13 protein-coding genes are annotated in these 14,231 nt (G+C 69.5%); all 13 read left to right on the forward strand.

Translation table 11 applies throughout. The features are described from left to right. Positions 1-3 precede the first annotated feature (3 nt). The 13 genes from AC3RXY_RS10995 to AC3RXY_RS11055 all read left to right on the forward strand — a co-directional run bounded on the left by AC3RXY_RS10995 (position 4) and on the right by AC3RXY_RS11055 (position 13,722). On the forward strand, positions 4-1,035 hold the full coding sequence (locus AC3RXY_RS10995; RefSeq protein ID WP_491510956.1) for an iron chelate uptake ABC transporter family permease subunit: 1,032 nt from the start codon (positions 4-6) through the stop codon (positions 1,033-1,035). Positions 1,036-1,041: 6 nt separating this feature from the next. After that, the gene (locus AC3RXY_RS11000) at positions 1,042-2,118 is read left to right on the forward strand and encodes a FecCD family ABC transporter permease (protein WP_491510957.1); all 1,077 of its coding nucleotides are present in this window, start codon (positions 1,042-1,044) and stop codon (positions 2,116-2,118) included. After that, positions 2,115-2,900 (forward strand): ABC transporter ATP-binding protein, encoded by a 786-nt coding sequence (locus AC3RXY_RS11005; RefSeq protein ID WP_491510958.1) that lies wholly within the window; start codon positions 2,115-2,117, stop codon positions 2,898-2,900. Before AC3RXY_RS11000 ends, AC3RXY_RS11005 begins: the two co-directional genes overlap by 4 nt. A gap of 267 nt (positions 2,901-3,167) precedes the next feature. Continuing rightward, entirely contained in the window at positions 3,168-4,226 is a 1,059-nt protein-coding gene (gene argC, locus AC3RXY_RS11010) for an N-acetyl-gamma-glutamyl-phosphate reductase (RefSeq protein WP_491510959.1), read from the forward strand. Beyond that, positions 4,223-5,380, forward strand: coding sequence for a bifunctional glutamate N-acetyltransferase/amino-acid acetyltransferase ArgJ (argJ, locus tag AC3RXY_RS11015; RefSeq protein WP_491510960.1), 1,158 nt, complete (start codon positions 4,223-4,225; stop codon positions 5,378-5,380). The genes argC and argJ overlap by 4 nt, the downstream gene beginning before the upstream one ends. Next, positions 5,377-6,276, forward strand: coding sequence for an acetylglutamate kinase (gene argB / locus AC3RXY_RS11020; protein ID WP_491510961.1), 900 nt, complete (start codon positions 5,377-5,379; stop codon positions 6,274-6,276). Before argJ ends, argB begins: the two co-directional genes overlap by 4 nt. Beyond that, entirely contained in the window at positions 6,273-7,508 is a 1,236-nt protein-coding gene (locus AC3RXY_RS11025; protein ID WP_491510962.1) for an acetylornithine transaminase, read from the forward strand. Before argB ends, AC3RXY_RS11025 begins: the two co-directional genes overlap by 4 nt. Beyond that, complete coding sequence (gene argF, locus AC3RXY_RS11030; protein WP_491510963.1) at positions 7,505-8,428, forward strand: ornithine carbamoyltransferase; 924 nt, start codon at positions 7,505-7,507, stop codon at positions 8,426-8,428. The genes AC3RXY_RS11025 and argF overlap by 4 nt, the downstream gene beginning before the upstream one ends. 186 nt (positions 8,429-8,614) lie before the next feature. Then, entirely contained in the window at positions 8,615-10,063 is a 1,449-nt protein-coding gene (gene argH, locus AC3RXY_RS11035) for an argininosuccinate lyase (protein WP_491510964.1), read from the forward strand. Positions 10,064-10,125: 62 nt separating this feature from the next. Then, on the forward strand, positions 10,126-10,791 hold the full coding sequence (locus tag AC3RXY_RS11040; protein ID WP_491510965.1) for a SatD family protein: 666 nt from the start codon (positions 10,126-10,128) through the stop codon (positions 10,789-10,791). An 11-nt stretch (positions 10,792-10,802) separates the two neighbouring features. After that, positions 10,803-11,588 (forward strand): hypothetical protein, encoded by a 786-nt coding sequence (locus AC3RXY_RS11045; protein ID WP_491510966.1) that lies wholly within the window; start codon positions 10,803-10,805, stop codon positions 11,586-11,588. Positions 11,589-11,625: 37 nt separating this feature from the next. Next, positions 11,626-12,927 carry a tyrosine--tRNA ligase gene (gene tyrS, locus AC3RXY_RS11050; protein ID WP_491510967.1) on the forward strand — a complete coding sequence of 434 codons (1,302 nt, stop codon included), beginning with the start codon at positions 11,626-11,628 and terminating at the stop codon, positions 12,925-12,927. 6 nt (positions 12,928-12,933) lie between these two features. Next, positions 12,934-13,722: a DUF4184 family protein gene (locus tag AC3RXY_RS11055; RefSeq protein WP_491510968.1), complete on the forward strand. Its 789-nt coding sequence runs from the start codon at positions 12,934-12,936 to the stop codon at positions 13,720-13,722. The last annotated feature ends 509 nt before the right edge of the window (positions 13,723-14,231 follow it).

Consider the following 14,231-nt stretch of genomic DNA (forward strand, 5'->3'; position numbering starts at 1 on the left):
CCCATGACCGTCACCCACGCCGCCGAGCGGGCCCGCCCCCGGGCATCGCTCAGGGCGGCGGGGCTGCTGCCCCTCGCGGTGGTGTGCCTCGCCGCCCTGACGCTGAGCATGCTGGTGGGCTCACGGACGATCCCGCCGGCCGACGTCCTCCACTTCCTGCTCCGCCCCGACCCGGACGACGCCGTCTCGCAGGTGGTGTGGCAGTCGCGGGTGCCCCGGACCGTGCTGGTGCTCCTCTGCGGGGCGGGTCTCGGCGTCGCCGGCGGTCTGATGCAGGCGGTCACGCGCAACCCGATGACCGACCCGGGGATCCTCGGTGTCAACGCCGGAGCATCCCTGGCCGTTGTGCTCGGGCTGGCGTTCTTCGGGGTCGTGGGCATCCGGGAGTACATGTGGTGGTCCTTCGCCGGGGCTGTGGTGACATCGCTGGTGGTCTTTGCGCTGGGCAACAGCGGACCGATGCGCGGCAATCCGGTGCGGATGACGCTCTCCGGGGTCGCACTGGGGGCGGTGCTCTCGGGCTTCACCGCCGCCGTTCTGCTCACCCATTCGAGCGTGTTCGAGCGCATGCGCGGCTGGTCGGCCGGGACCACCGCTTCCCAGCCGTTGGACGCCGCGCTGGCGATCGCGCCCTTCATCCTGGTGGGGCTGGTGATCGCGCTCGCCAGCACCCGGGCCCTCGATGTGCTCTCCCTCGGCGAGGCATCGGCCGTGGCGCTGGGGGCCAACCCCAACCGCACCCGGATGATCGCGTTGGTGGCCATCGCCCTCCTCGCGGGAGGGGCGACAGCGGCCGCCGGCCCGATCGGCTTCATCGGGCTGCTCGCGCCGCACCTGTCGCGCATGCTGGTCGGCCCGCACCAGGGCTGGATCATGGCGTACTCGATCCTGGCGGCCCCCGCGATCCTCGGGTTCAGCGATGTGCTGGGCCGCGTGATCACCGCCGGCGAGGTGCCCGTCGGCGTCGTCACGGCGTTCGTCGGCGCGCCGCTGCTCATCGCGATGGTCCGCCGCTTCCGCGTCTCCGAGGTCTGATACCGCATGCACACAGACAGCACGGCCGCGCTCCCGGGGATCGACTTCGGCCGCAGGGTCCTTCGCGTCGGTCCCGCCGGGCGCCCGCTGGCGATGCTCGACCTGCGCGCGCTTCTGGTCTCCGGGGCGTTCGCGCTCCTCACCGTCGGCCTGCTGGTCTACGGCATCTTCGACGGCTCGGCCGACGTCACCGCCGCCGAGACCATTGCCGCGCTCCTCGGACGCGGAGACGACTTCACCACGATGATCGTGGTGGAGTGGCGCCTGCCCCGCCTGGTGATGGCCGTCCTGCTGGGGATCGCGCTCGCCCTCAGCGGCGCCATCTTCCAGAATCTCACCGCCAACCCGCTCGGCTCCCCGGATGTGATCGGCTTCCAGACCGGCTCATACACCGGGGCGATCGTGGTGATGCTGCTGCTCAGAGGCGGTTCGGCGGAGACGATGCTCGGCGCGCTGGTCGGGGGGATCGTCACGGCCTTCCTGGTGTTCTTCCTGGCATCGCGCCGGGGCGTCGCGCGGGGTGTGCGGCTGATCATCGTGGGGATCGGGGTGAGCGCGATGCTCGCTTCCGTCAACGTCTGGATCCTCCTGACCTCGACCGTGGAGGACGCCATCATGGCGAGCCTGTGGGGTGCCGGCAACCTCTCCGGCACCCAGGGGGAGACGCTGCTGTTCATCCTCCCGTTCCTGGCGGTGCTGCTGGTCGCGGCGGGAATGCTGGCCCGGCCGATGCGGGTGCTCCAGATCGGCGTGCCGTTCGCCACCGGGCTCGGGCTCACGGTGCGCACCGTCCAGATCTGCGCGATCGTCGTCGGTGTGGGGCTCACGGCGCTGGCCACATCCACGGCAGGACCGATCTCGTTCATCGCGCTCGCCGCTCCGCAGATCGCCCGTCGGCTGGCGCGCACCGACGGCCTCGCCCTGCTGCCCACGGCGGCGACCGGTGCGTTCCTCCTGCTGCTGGCCGACGTGGTCGCTCAGCGCATCAACCCGGACTCCCCGCTCCCCGTCGGTATCGTCACGGTGTCGATCGGAGGGCTCTACTTCTTGTGGCTGCTGTTCAGGGAAGGCCGACGCTCATGACCAGACTCGCGGTGGACAACGCCGATCTCGGCTACCCGGACCGCACGATCTGCTCGGGGGTGAGCCTGGAGATCCCCGACGGCCGGTTCACGGTCATCGTCGGGCCCAACGCGTGCGGCAAATCGACGCTGCTGAAGAGCCTCACCCGCCTCATCACGCCCAGCGCAGGGTCGGTCCTGCTCGACGGGAGGGCCCTGCATGAGCTGCCCACCCGGCAGGTCGCCCGCAACGTCGGCCTCCTGCCGCAGGGGCCGACGGCGCCCGACGGCATTCGGGTCGTCGATCTGGTGTCGCGGGGGCGCTATCCCCACCAGCGGCTGTTCCAACCGTGGTCTCCGGAGGACGAACGCATCGTCGCGCAGGCGATGGCGGCCACCGGGATCGGCGACCTCTCCGGCCGGCTGGTCGATGAGCTCTCCGGCGGGCAGCGCCAGCGCGTGTGGATGGCGGTCGCCCTCGCCCAGCAGACCCCGATCCTGCTCCTGGACGAACCGACGACCTATCTCGACGTGAGCCATCAGATCGAGCTGCTCGAGCTGTGCCGCGGTCTCAACCGCGAGCAGGGTCACACCCTGGTCGCGGTGCTCCACGACCTCAACCAGGCCGCCCGGTACGGCGACCACATCGTGGCGATGAAGGAGGGCCGGATCGTGGCGGCCGGGAGTCCGCATGAGGTGATCACCGAGGAACTCGTCGCCGACGTGTTCGGGCTGGATGCCCGCATCATCCCGGATCCCGAGTCCGGCTCGCCGCTTGTCATCACCCGCTGGCGCCACCGCTAACCGTCTCTCCGCCATCGCCGGGTCCGCCCCGTGCGTGCGCCCAGCGAGGTCAGGGGCGGACTTGCGGAGGGCGGGGGGTGGCCGATATCGTCGCGACATGCCGTCGTCCGCGCTCATCGCCTCGCTCGTCCCGAGCGTCGCTCCCGCGCGCCGACGCCGTCAGGGCGGCCGCCGACTCTAGGCGACCCCGCGTTCGCTGCCGTGCGGCAGGAGGACAGCGGTGTCGCCGCCCCGGCTCACCGACCCCTGACCGTTAGGCTAGAACCCATGTCGTATTCCGTCGCCGTCTCCGGCGCATCCGGCTACGCGGGCGGCGAAATCCTGCGCCTGCTCGCCAGCCACCCGGACGTCGAGATCCGCACCGTCACGGCGCACTCCAACGCCGGCCAGCCGCTCATCCAGCACCAGCCGCACCTGCGCTCGCTGCAGCACCTCGTCCTCGAGGACACCACCCCCGAGATCCTCGCCGGACACGATGTGGTCTTCCTCGCCCTGCCCCACGGGCAGTCGGGGCAGTACACCACGGCGCTCGGGGATGCACCGCTCGTGATCGATGCGGGTGCGGATCACCGGCTCGTCTCGGAGAGCGCCTGGGACGCCTTCTACGGCGGCGCCTTCCACGAGCCGTGGTCCTACGGCGTGCCCGAGCTCGTCTCCGATGGCGGGAAGCTGCGCGACGATCTGCGCAGCGCGACGCGCATCGCCGCCCCCGGCTGCAATGCCTCCACCGTGGCGCTGAGTCTCGCGCCCGGGGTCGCCGCCGGTGTCATCGATCCCGGTGACATCGTCAGCGTCCTCGCCGTCGGTCCCTCGGGCGCAGGCAAGAGCGCGAAGACGCACCTCCTCGGCAGTGAGATCCTCGGCACCGCGAACCCCTACGCCGTCGGCGGCACCCACCGGCACATCCCGGAGATCCGGCAGGCGCTCGCCGCCGCCCAGGGAACCGATCCGGCCGATCCGGGCATCCGGATCTCCTTCACGCCGGTGATCGTGCCGATGGCACGCGGAATCCTCGCCACATCGACCGCGCCGATCGCGGGCGATGCGACGGACGCGGAGATTCGCGAGGCGTGGGAGCGGGCATACGCGGACGAGCCATTCGTGCAGCTGCTGCCGGAGGGGCAGGTGCCGCGAACCGCCGACGTGCTCGGCGCCAACACCGCCCTCCTCGGCCTCGCGATCGACCGGTCCGCGAACCGCGTCGTGGTCGTCGCGGCGGTCGACAACCTCGTCAAGGGCACCGCGGGTGCCGCGATCCAATCGATGAACCTCGCCCTCGGCCTCCCCGAGACCACCGGCCTCACCACGAACGGAGTAGCGCCGTGAGCGTCACCGCCCCCCAGGGATTCGAGGCGGCCGGCGTCGCAGCCGGCCTCAAGAGCACCGGCAAGCCCGACGTCGCCGTCGTGGTCAATCGCGGCCCGCGCAAGGTGGGGGCCGCAGTGTTCACCTCCAACCGGGCCAAGGCCAACCCGATCCTGTGGTCGCAGGAGGTCATCAAGGACGGCAACGTCGAGGCGATCGTGCTCAACTCCGGCGGAGCGAACTGCTTCACCGGCTCCTTCGGCTTCCAGACCTCCCACCAGACGGCCGAACGGCTCGCCGAGCTCCTCGGCGTGAGCGCGGGCGACGTGCTGGTGTGCTCGACCGGGCTCATCGGCACCGGAGACGAGGTCTTCCGGGGGAGGGTCCTCGCGGGGGTCGAGCAGGCCGTCTCGGTCCTCTCCGATGAGGCAGGACAGCTCGCCGCGGAGGCCATCATGACCACCGACACCGTTGCGAAGACCGTGTCGATCAGCCGGGACGGCTGGACGATCGGTGGCATGGCCAAGGGGGCGGGAATGCTGGCTCCTGGCCTGGCCACGATGCTCGTCGTGCTGACGACCGATGCGGACCTGGACCCGGCGGAGGCCGACGCTGTGCTCCGGCGTGCGACCAGGGTCAGCTTCGACCGTCTCGACTCCGACGGCTGCATGTCGACCAACGACCAGGTCACTCTCCTCGCCAACGGCGCGAGCGGCATCCGCCCCGATCTGGACGTCTTCGCCGAGACGCTCGCGGAGGTCTGCGAGGAGCTCGCACGCAAACTGCAGGCGGACGCCGAGGGAGCCAGCCACGACATCACCATCGAGGTCTCCCACGCCGCCTCCGAGGACGAGGCCGTCGACGTCGGCCGGTCCGTCGCCCGCAACAACCTGTTCAAGGCGGCGATCTTCGGCAACGATCCCAACTGGGGGCGGGTGCTCGCGGCGATCGGCACGACGACGGCGCAGTTCGACCCCTACGACGTCGATGTGTGGATGAACGGGGTGCGCGTGTGTACGGCGGGCGGCCCGGATCGCCCGCGCGACGAGGTCGACCTCACCCCGCGCGCCACACACCTGCTGATCGACCTGAAGGTCGGCGAGGCGACGGCGACGATCCTCACCAACGACCTCACCCACGACTACGTGCACGAGAACAGCGCCTACGCCTCATGACCGAATATCACGCGCCGGAGCCCACGATCGCCGCCCAGCGGGCACAGACCCTCATCGATTCCCTGCCCTGGCTGCAGCGGTTCCGTGATCGCATCGTCGTCGTCAAGTACGGCGGAAACGCGATGGTGTCCGAAGAGCTGCAGGACGCGTTCGCCCAGGACATCGCGTACCTCCGCTACGTCGGCGTTCAGCCGGTGGTGGTGCACGGCGGCGGACCGCAGATCTCGCAGATGCTGGACCGGCTCGACATCCCCAGCGAGTTCCGCGGCGGCTACCGCGTCACCAGTACCGAGGCGATCAGTGTCGTCCGCATGGTGCTCACCGGGCAGGTCAATCCGTCGCTCGTGGCGAAGATCAACTCGCACGGCCCGATCGCGACCGGGCTGAGCGGGGAGGATGCCGGGCTCTTCGGCGGACGCCGTCGGGGCGTCCTCGTCGACGGCGAGGAAGTCGATCTCGGCCGCGTGGGCGACGTCGTCGAGGTGGATCCGCAGCCCGTGCTCGATCAGCTCGCCGCCGGCCGTGTGCCGGTCGTGTCGAGCATCGCCCCGGACCTCGACCATCCGGGGCACTCGCTCAACGTCAACGCGGATGCCGCGGCATCCGCTCTGGCCACGGCGCTCGGCGCGGCGAAGCTCGTCGTGCTCACCGATGTGCCGGGAATGTACGCAGACTGGCCGAACCGCGACTCGCTGATCTCGCATCTCACCACCACCGAGCTCAGCGGTCTGCTGCCGAAACTCCAGTCGGGAATGATTCCGAAGATGAAGGCCTGCCTCGACGCCGTCGAGTCCGGCGTGGACGCGGCGGCGATCATCGACGGCCGGGTGCCGCACTCGGTGCTCGTCGAGCTGTTCACCACCGAGGGGATCGGCACGGAGGTTGTGAAGGGATGAACGTGGAGACTCCGACCTGGCAGGATGACGCCGGCCGCGACCTGATGGGACTGGGCGGACGCCTGGCGCTGCTCACCCGTGGCGAGGGCTCGTGGGTGTGGGACGACGAGGACACGAAGTACCTCGACTTCCTCGGCGGCATCGCGGTGAACTGCCTGGGCCACGCGCACCCGGTTTTCGTCGCGGCGGTGTCTGAGCAGGCGGGCCGCCTCGCGCACGTGTCGAACTACTTCGCCACCCCGCAGCAGCTCGAGCTCGCGGCGACTCTCAAGGAGCTCGCCGGCACCGGGGACGAGGGGCGGGTGTTCTTCGCGAACTCCGGCACCGAGGCGAACGAGGCGGCGCTCAAGCTCGCGCGTCTCCACGGCAACCCTCGCGGTCGCGATCTCATCGTGTGCCTGAACGGCGCGTTCCATGGCCGCACCATCGGTGCGCTGTCGGTCACGCCGAAGCAGGCCTATCAGGAGCCGTTCCAGCCGCTGCTGCCCGGTGTGCGCGCGATCGATGCGACTCTCGATGCGCTTGAGGCCGTGTTCGCGGCGGAGGGCGACCGGATCGCGGCGGTGATCGCCGAGCCGATCCAGGGTGAGGCCGGTGTGGTCGAACTGCCGGAGGGCTTCTTGGTCCGGGCCCGCGAGCTCACCGCCGCCCACGATGCGCTGCTGATCCTCGACGAGGTGCAGACCGGTGTCGGGCGGACGGGGGAGTGGTTCGCCTTCCAGCGCGATGGCATCGTGCCGGACGCCGTGACCCTGGCGAAGGGCATCGCCGCGGGCTTCCCGCTCGGTGCTCTGGTGACCTTCGGCGGGGCGAGCGCGCTGTTCAGCCCGGGAACCCATAACTCCACATTCGGCGGCAATCCGCTGGCCACCGCTGTCGCGTCCGCGGTGATCCGCGAGGTCGCCGGCGGCGGCCTGCTGCGCAATGTCACCGCGCGCGGCGCGGAACTGCGTGCGGCCATCGAGCAGATGCCGCTCGTCGCGGGCACGCGGGGAGCGGGCCTGCTCATCGGCGTCGTGCTGACCGCACCGGTCGCCGCGCAGGTGCGGGCCGAGGCCCATCGCCGCGGACTCATCGTCAATGCACCGACCGACGACGTGGTGCGCATCGCGCCGGCGTACACGATCGGCGATGACGAGGTGGCGGCCTTCACGGAGCTGTTCGCGGCGTCGCTGGCCGCGGTCGCTGCAACCCGGAACGACCAGAACCCGACCCAGGAGGCCCCCGAGTGACCCGCCATCTGCTGCGCGACGACGACCTGACCCCGGCCGAACAGGCCGAGATCCTCGATCTCGCCGTCGAGCTGAAGAAGGATCGCTTCGCCGACAAGAGCCTCGCGGGCCCGCAGACCGTCGCGGTGATCTTCGACAAGTCCTCCACCAGGACGCGGGTGTCCTTCGCCGTCGGCATCGCCGATCTCGGCGGGTCTCCGCTGATCATCTCGACTGCCAGTAGCCAGCTCGGCGGCAAGGAGACCCCCGCAGACACCGCGCGCGTGCTGGAGCGGCAGGTGGCGGCGATCGTGTGGCGCACCTATGCGCAGCGGGGCCTGGAAGAGATGGCTGAGGGCACCCGTGTCCCGGTCGTCAACGCCCTCTCCGACGACTTCCACCCGTGTCAGCTGCTGGCGGACCTGCTCACGATCCGCGAGCACAAGGGCGAGCTGAAGGGGCTCACGCTGTCATTCTTCGGTGACGGCCGCAGCAACATGGCGCATTCCTATGCGCTGGCCGGGGTGACCGCGGGCATGCACGTGCGCATCGCCTCCCCGAAGGCCTACGCGCCGCGTCCCGACGTCGTCGAAGACGCCCGTCGTCGTGCCGCGGAGACCGGCGGGTCGATCGTCATCGTGACCGATCCGGCGGAGGCCGCCGCTGGTGCCGATGTGATCGTCACCGACACCTGGGTGTCGATGGGCAAGGAAGAGGAGAAGATCCAGCGTCTCCGCGAGCTGGGCGGCTACAAGGTCACGACGGACACGATGGCGCTGGCCGACCCCGAGGCGATTTTCATCCACTGCCTGCCCGCCGATCGGGGCTATGAGGTCGACTCCGAGGTGATCGACGGCGCCCAGAGCGTGGTCTGGGATGAGGCGGAGAACCGTCTGCACGCGCAGAAGGCGCTGCTGGTCTGGCTTCTGCGCCAGCCCTGATCACCGCACGCCGCAGACATCATCCGTCCCTCCCGTGCGGGGCCACCAGGCTCGGCACGGGAGGGACGGATGCGTTTTCGTGGGCGGGCCCGGGCGTGGGAAGGGGGCGCTTGCGACGGCGACCGACCGCAGGGTGCAGGGCGATGTGAGGCGAAGCAGCCCCGCGCCCCTCGATAGGCTGGTGCGGTGAGCGAGACGAACGCCGAGGGCAGCGGAGCACGTGGGACCAACGAGGGCGCGCTGTGGGGCGCCCGTTTCGCGGGGGGCCCGTCGCCGGAGCTGGCGGAGCTGAGCCGTTCCACGCACTTCGACTGGATTCTCGCGCCCTATGACATTGCGGGTTCCCATGCCCACGCCACGGCCCTCGCCGCGGCCGGCTATCTCGAGCCCGCTGAGCTCGAGCGCATGCACGAGGGTCTTGATGCGGTCGCCCGTGCCGCTGCGGATGGCACCCTGCTGCCGTCGCCGAGTGACGAAGACGTGCACGGCGCGCTCGAAGCGGCGCTCATCGCCGAACTCGGTCCCGAGCTCGGCGGGCGCCTGCGCGCCGGCCGCAGCAGGAACGACCAGATCGCCACGCTCGTCCGGATGTATCTCATCGACCATGCGCGGGTGATCGCCCGCGGCATCCTCCGGCTCATCGACGCTCTCGTCGCCCAGGCCGAGGCTCATCCCGATGCGGTCCTGCCGGGGCGCACCCATTTGCAGCACGCGCAGCCGGTGCTGCTGGCACACCACCTGCAGGCTCATGCCTGGCCGCTCGTTCGCGAACTCGAGCGCCTGGTCGACTGGCGCGTCCGCGCCGGCGTCTCGCCATATGGCGGCGGAGCCCTCGCCGGTTCGACCCTGGGCCTGGATCCCGACCTCGTCGCCCGCGAGCTCGGCCTCGACCGCCCGGCAGAGAACTCCCTGGACGGCACGGCGGCGCGTGACGTCGTGGCGGAGTTCGCGTTCATCACGGCGATGATCGGCGTCGACCTGTCGCGATTCAGCGAGGAGATCATCCTCTGGAACACGCGGGAGTTCGGCTTCGTCACGCTCGACGACGCGTACTCGACGGGTTCGAGCATCATGCCGCAGAAGAAGAACCCCGACATCGCGGAGCTCGCGCGGGGCAAGTCCGGCCGCCTCATCGGCAACCTCACCGGCCTCCTGGCCACGCTCAAGGGCTTGCCGCTGGCCTACAATCGCGACCTTCAGGAAGACAAGGAGCCGGTGTTCGACTCGGTGCAGACCCTGGAGGTCGTGCTGCCGGCGTTCACCGGGATGGTCGCCACGCTGCGTTTCGACACCGAGCGGATGCGCGCGCTCGCCCCCGAAGGGTTCTCTCTCGCCACGGACGTCGCGGAGTGGCTCGTCAAGCGGCGGGTGCCTTTCCGCGATGCGCACGAGATCTCCGGCGCCCTCGTGCGTGCGTGCGAGGAACGGGGCATCGGTCTGGAGGACGCCGACGATGCGCTGCTCGCTGGGGTATCGGCGCACCTCACGCCGGAAGTGCGTACGGTGCTCACGGTCGACGGGTCGGTGGCGAGCCGCACCGGCACAGGCGGAACGGCACCGGTACGGGTGGCCGAGCAGCGTGCCGAGCTCGTCGAACGCGCGCAGCAGGCCGCCCGGGCCCTCGGCATCGAGTAATTCCTCGAAAAAATATGAGGTAAACGCTTATAACTTGCGAATATAAGCCATACACTTATCTCATGACCGCTGCGGTGATCGCCGATATCGTCGGATCCCGGCGTCTGCCACGTCGTGGCGAGGCGCAGGAGGCGATCGAGAATGCCGTTTCCCGGATCGAGCGTGACATGCCGCTCGCCGACGAGTCGCTGCGGGCGACGGTGGGCGATGAGCTGCAGGGCGTCTACCCGTCGCTCGACGCGGCTCTCGCATCGCTGCTGCTGCTGCAGCTTGCCCTGCCCGATCCGATCGAGTGCCGATTCGGCATCGGTGTCGGCGCGGTCGGGCATGTGCCCTCCGTGGGCGGCCCGATTCCCGACGGGCCGGGGTGGTGGGCGGCGCGGGAGGCGATCGATCACGTCCACGAGCGGCAGCAACGTGCGATTCCGGGCATCCGGTCCTGGGTCGTCGTGGCGGACCCCGGCGATGTCGGGGGAGGAGAGCAGAATGCCGGTATGGGGGACATCATCCGTATGGCGAACGCCTACCTTCTCGCGCGGGACCGCCTGGTCACGGTGATGAGCGACCGCGAGCGACGCCTCACCTACGGCCGCTGTCTCGGCCGGTCGCAGCGCGCGTTGGCCGAGGAGGAGGGCATCACGCAGTCTGCCGTCTCGCAGGCGCTCGCCGGGGCGGGATCCGCGGCGATCGTGGAGGGCTGGCAGCTGCTGCGGGGTGAGGCCAGATGATCCTCGCCGGGTTGACTCTTGCCGCGATCGGCCTGGCCGATCTCGTCCGGCAGTTCGCTGCACGGTCGATGCGACTCCCGCTCTTCGTCGCTGCGGCGCTCGCGATACTGGCCGTCGGCGCACTGTCGGACGCGATCGTCCCCGCCCTCATCGCGCTCGCTGTTGCGGCGGCATGGATCGCGCTCTTCCCCCGGGACGATCCGGCACGGGTGGGATTCTGGCCGATCATCGTGCTCGCGGTCGTCTGCGGCATCGCGGTGATGAGCCCGGCCGTCGCCCCGTGGACCGGCGGCGACGGCGGCATCCTGGGAGCGGGATGGCGGTTGCCGTCTCCGTTCGGCGAGATCGGTCTCCCGGTGGCGGTGCTGGTCGTCGGCGGCGTCCTGTTCCTGCTGGAATCCGGCAACGTGGTGGTGCGCGCTGCATTGCGCGGGGCCATGGAAGAGCCGGACGAGCAGTGGGCTCCGGCGCTTGTCCCCGAGCCGCGCCGGCGATGGGGCATCCGGGCCAGGCGGGCCGCACCGGCGTCAGAGCCGGAACGCGTCGACGAGGTGTTCCGTGGCGGCCGCCTGATCGGCCCTCTGGAGCGTCTGCTCGTGTTCTCCCTCACCCTCGCCGGAGCGTATCCGCTGCTCGCGGCCGCTCTGGCCGCGAAGGGGATCGTGCGCTTTCCGGAGATCTCCCGCGACAGAGACCGGGGAGAACGCGCGGAGTACTTCCTCGTCGGCAGCCTGGTGAGCTGGGTGTGCGCGCTGGGGTGTGCCTTCCTGGTGTGGTGGACGTCAGCGGGGTCATGACCGAGGGACGCACGATGACGCTGATAGCCTGGAAGACGTGTCGAATTCCGATCTGACGACTGCCGCGCCGGCGCTCGACCCCACGTTCGACAACGTGTGGGATGAGCTGGTCTGGCGCGGGCTGGTCCACGTGTCCACCGACCAGGAGGCGCTGCGCGCCCTGCTCGCCGGGCCGCCGATCGTGTATTACTGCGGGTTCGACCCGACTGCACCGAGCCTGCACCTGGGCAACCTCGTGCAGCTGCTCACCCTGCGCCGTATCCAGCTCGCCGGACATCGCCCGTTGGGCCTTGTCGGCGGATCGACCGGTCTCATCGGCGACCCGCGGCCGACCGCGGAACGCACGCTCAACACCCCGGAGACCGTGGGGGAATGGGTCGGACGGCTGCGCGCCCAGGTTGAGAAGTTCCTGAGCTTCGATGGCGACAACGCCGCTCGCATCGTCAACAACCTCGACTGGACGGCGCCGCTCAGCGCGATCGACTTCCTGCGTGAGGTGGGCAAGAACTTCCGCGTCGGCACGATGCTCAAGAAGGATGCGGTCGCCGCGCGCCTGAACTCCGACGCCGGCATCAGCTACACCGAGTTCAGCTACCAGATCCTGCAGGCGATGGACTACCTCGAGCTCTACCGGCAGTACGACTGCGTGCTGCAGACCGGTGGCAGCGACCAATGGGGCAACCTCACCAGCGGCACCGATCTGATCCACCGGGTCGAGGGCGTCTCGGTCCACGCGATCGGAACGCCGTTGATCACCAACAGCGATGGCACCAAGTTCGGCAAGAGCGAGGGCAACGCCATCTGGCTCGATGCAGCCATGTGCAGCCCGTACCGGATGTACCAGTTCTGGCTCAACACCAGCGATGCCGATGTGGTCGAGCGGTTGAAGATCTTCACCTTCCTCACCCGCGCGGAGATCGAGGAGTACGCCGAGCTGGTGCAGGCCGAGCCCTTCCGGCGCGCTGCCCAGCGTCGCCTGGCACGGGAAGTCACCGCGATCGTGCACGGTGCGGCAGCTGCGTCCGCGGCGATCGCCGCTTCCGAAGCGCTGTTCGGGCAGGGCGACCTGTCCGAACTCGACGCGGCGACGCTGCGCTCGGCGCTCGAGGAGTTGCCGCATGCCACCGTCGAGCAGGGTGCGAGCGTGGTCGATGCCCTGGTCGAGAGCGGGCTCGCCCCGAGTCGTTCGGATGCGCGTCGTGCGATCGGCCAGGGCGGGGTGAGCCTGGACGGCGAGAAGGTCGAGAACGAGGACGTCGTCGTGGTCGGCTCGTTGCCGGGCGGAGTCTCCGTGCTCCGCCGCGGCAAGAGGACGCTTGCCGGGATCTTCGTCGGCTGACGTCGAATGCCGTTCACGCTCAGCCACAGCGTCTTCGCGATTCCCTTCGCGAAGACGCGGTTGATACCGGCGGCAATCGCGGTGGGAGCGATGACGCCGGACCTGCCGCTGTTCCTGCCCAACGGCGGAGCAGCCTACGGATTCACGCACGATCCGCTGCGGCTCTTCTGGACCGTGCTGCTGGCATTCGGGCTCTTCCTGGTGTGGCGGGTCGTCCTGCGGCCGGCCGTTCCGGAACTCGCGCCGGACGGGCTCGCCCGCCGACTGCCGGAGCGATGGGAGCGCGGGGGCGTCGGTGCCCTGCGGGAGGCTGTCGGAGCGGGAGAGGGGCGATGGTATCCGGTGCTGCTGGCGGTCTCGCTGGCGCTCGGGGTGGCCTCGCACATCCTGTGGGACGCCTTCACGCATGAGGGGCGTGCGGGGATCGAACTGATCCCCGCGCTGAACGACCACTGGGGACCGCTGGCTGGCTACAAGTGGCTTCAGCACGGTTCGAGCGTCCTCGGTCTGGTGATCCTGGCGCTGTGGGGATTCCGCTGGCTTCGCCGGCAGCCCGTGCGACCGGCACCGGATCACGTGCTGCCGCGCTGGGTGCGTCCGGCCTGGCTCATCGCGCTGCCGGTGATCCTTCTGACCGCCTGGCTGATCGGACTCGTGGCCTTCGGTCCGATCACCGAGGCCTTCACCGTTCAGCACCTGGCCTATCGGGTGCTGCCACGTGCCAGTGCGATCTGGGGGGTTCTCACCCTCGCGCTGTGCGTGGCGCTCCCGCTGTTCCGCCGCCGGCAGACGTGACCGAGCTGCCCGACACGAGGGTGCTCGCGAGGCGTCGGCCGTGAAAGTAGGCATGACCAGGGTCTTTCATCCGGCTCGCCACGCGCGACACGCCCGGGGTCTGGGGGGACTTGCCGAGACGCGGCGGTCGGCGTAAGTTATTACTTGTTCGCCCCAAAGGGAAGAGCGAAGAAGCCGAAAGGCTCCGCCCCCCTCAAGCAGTGAACCGCCTCACATCTTCAGAACTTCTCTTGAAGTTCACGGCCTGATGGTCTAAGATGAGAGATCCCCGGACGTCTCGACGTGACAGATCCGGTCACAGCCTCTGGCTGGGCCGATTTGACAGCGCGAAGGCGGGGGATAAGATAGCAAAGTTGCTTCGAACCGAATGGTGCGAAGCAAATGCTTATCTTCATTCGATGTTCTGAATGTCAGTTTGACAGAAAGAATGTCGTGTGTAAGATAGAGAAGTTGCCCTGTGGACTGGTGTGAGCTGGTTTGTGGGTGCGTCCGATCCTTGAGAACTCAAC

The organism is Microbacterium longlingense (genome assembly GCF_058349825.2).